This is a genomic window from Caballeronia sp., assembly GCF_049581465.1.
GTDB lineage: Bacteria > Pseudomonadota > Gammaproteobacteria > Burkholderiales > Burkholderiaceae > Caballeronia.
Window position 1 is genome coordinate 1 of record NZ_JBAUSA010000283.1, and the last position, 2,114, is coordinate 2,114.

General features: G+C 64.6%; 1 protein-coding gene. It reads left to right on the forward strand.

The window, feature by feature from the left end:
- Positions 1–2,114, forward strand: a 2,114-nt coding sequence (locus WCA53_RS07020) for a hypothetical protein (protein ID WP_423907323.1), incomplete at both ends; no start/stop codon positions are given.

Genomic DNA, 2,114 nt, shown 5'->3' on the forward strand with positions numbered 1-2,114 from the left:
GTGCTGGGCTGTCTGAAGGAAATCGGCGAACCGGGCGAACTTCCCGGCGGCATCACCACAGCGTTGGCGGGGCTGTTGTGCGGAGCGCACGACAAGTCCTTCTGCACTCCCGCCCTGAGCGCCGCGGCACAAGCCGGCACAAGCTTCGTCGAAGAAGAACTTGACACCGCCTCCGCCGCCAAGACAAGCACCGCTGGGACGATCACCGCCAAGCAGGCATCGATCGTCGAGCAACATGCGATGCAGCTCGTTCCCAGTGCCCTGAAACGGATGGGCTTCCCCAGCTACTACTCCTGGACCGCGGTGCGCATCGACGGGCTCGACATCGATCCCCAGGGCGGCCAGCCAATCCTCGTGATCCCCTCGGCCAGCATCGTCGTCTCGGCCGACGCCTCGATCTACCTGCTCGGCCACCAGATCTCTCCGCTGCACACCGTGGCGCTGTATCTCCCGAAGGCCGGTGGAAACCTCGGCGAAATCTCACTGCCCCATAAGTTGCCGCTCATCGGCAGCCTACCGTTCAGCGGCAGCATCTCCGTGGCCCTGCAAAGGGCGGGAGTGACCCTGTCAAACGGTGACACCTGCGCCTTTGACTGCGCGGCCATCTCGGTCAACGCCGAACTTCCGGGGGTTTTCAGTGACGGCGAAGGACACGGGCTGAGCGCCGGCGGCGTGATCACCGCGGACGATCGGCAAGGTCTGCAGCTCGACTCGCTCGAGATCAAGATTCCCCACGCCGAGATCGCCGGGATCGGTGTCGACAAAGTGGACTTCCGCTATCGCCACGGCGACGATTCGCTGCGCGGAGAAGCGACGCTCGACCTGCTGGCAAGCGGCGAAATAACCGCCAGGTTCGCTTTTGTTCATGGCGATTTTCAGGAAGGCCACGTCGCCTGGAATGCCGGCGATGGGCCCGGCATCGACCTCGGCGGGCCGATCCCGATCTTTCTGACCCGGCTCGGCGGCGGTATTACGGTTAATCCGGCCGTGCTCAGCGCGGAAGGCGCAATCGCGGGGGGCGGGGACGTGATGGGCTGCTCGCTGTTCGGCATCAGCGGAACGCTCACGATTCAATTCGCCCCGTTTGAACTGAATGCGAATGCGGCCGGCGAACTGCTCTGCAACCAGGTCGCCGAAGAGTACTTCCACGTCGACGAAGCAGGCGACATCGGCCTGGGCGGCAATGTGCACATAGAAATCTACGTGCTCTCGTTTGAAGCTGGGATCGCCTTTGAAGTCAGCCAGGGCCATTTCCAATTCGACGGCAACGTCAACGCCTGCTTGCACCTGCTCGGCGAACACTGCCTCGGCGCGGAGGTCGTCGTCTCCGACCACGGCGTCGGCGTGTGCGCCGACCTCGGCTTCACCCATGCCGGTGCCGGCATCGTGTTTCCCGACGAAACACACTTCATGCTTGACTCGTGCAACATCGCCCAGTTCCGCTCGCTGCCGATGCCCGCGAACTTGGCTTCCCTGCGTCACGTCCCAACTGGCCAAGACCCATCCGCAAGCGTGGCTCAAGACTTGCCAAGCGCCCGTGGCCCGTTCGCGAGCACGGCTCAAGCGTTGCCGAGCTTCACCGTTCCGCACGGACAGAGCGTCACCGCGATCGGGGTGCTCGGCGCAGGCGGCGCTCCAAACGTGACACTCAAGGGACCCGACGGACGCACGATCGAAACGCCGGCCGGCGGGTACCTGAAGGACCCCAAGGAGGTGGTGATCGCCGACGGGAGCAAGACGATGGAGACCTATTTCTTCATCAACCATCCGGCGCCCGGCAAGTGGACGATCGTGAGCAACCCCGGCTCGGCGCCGGTGACCGGCGTGGATCAGGCGGCCGGCCTGCCGAGTCCCAACCTGCGCGCCAAGCTGAGCAGTGCCGGAAGGGGCAAGGAGCGTTTGCACTACTCGCTGCGGAAGATCCCGGGCCAGCAGGTGAGCTTCGTCGATGCCCACAAAGGCCACGGCTTCCGAGTGCTGGGCCAAGCCCACGGATCCCGTGGCACGATCACGTTCAGCCCCTCCAGCGACCTCGGGCGGCAGCACGAAATCGTCGCCTGGGTGACCCAAGATGGCCATCCCCGCGAAGACGTCACCCTGCTTCGCTACACGAC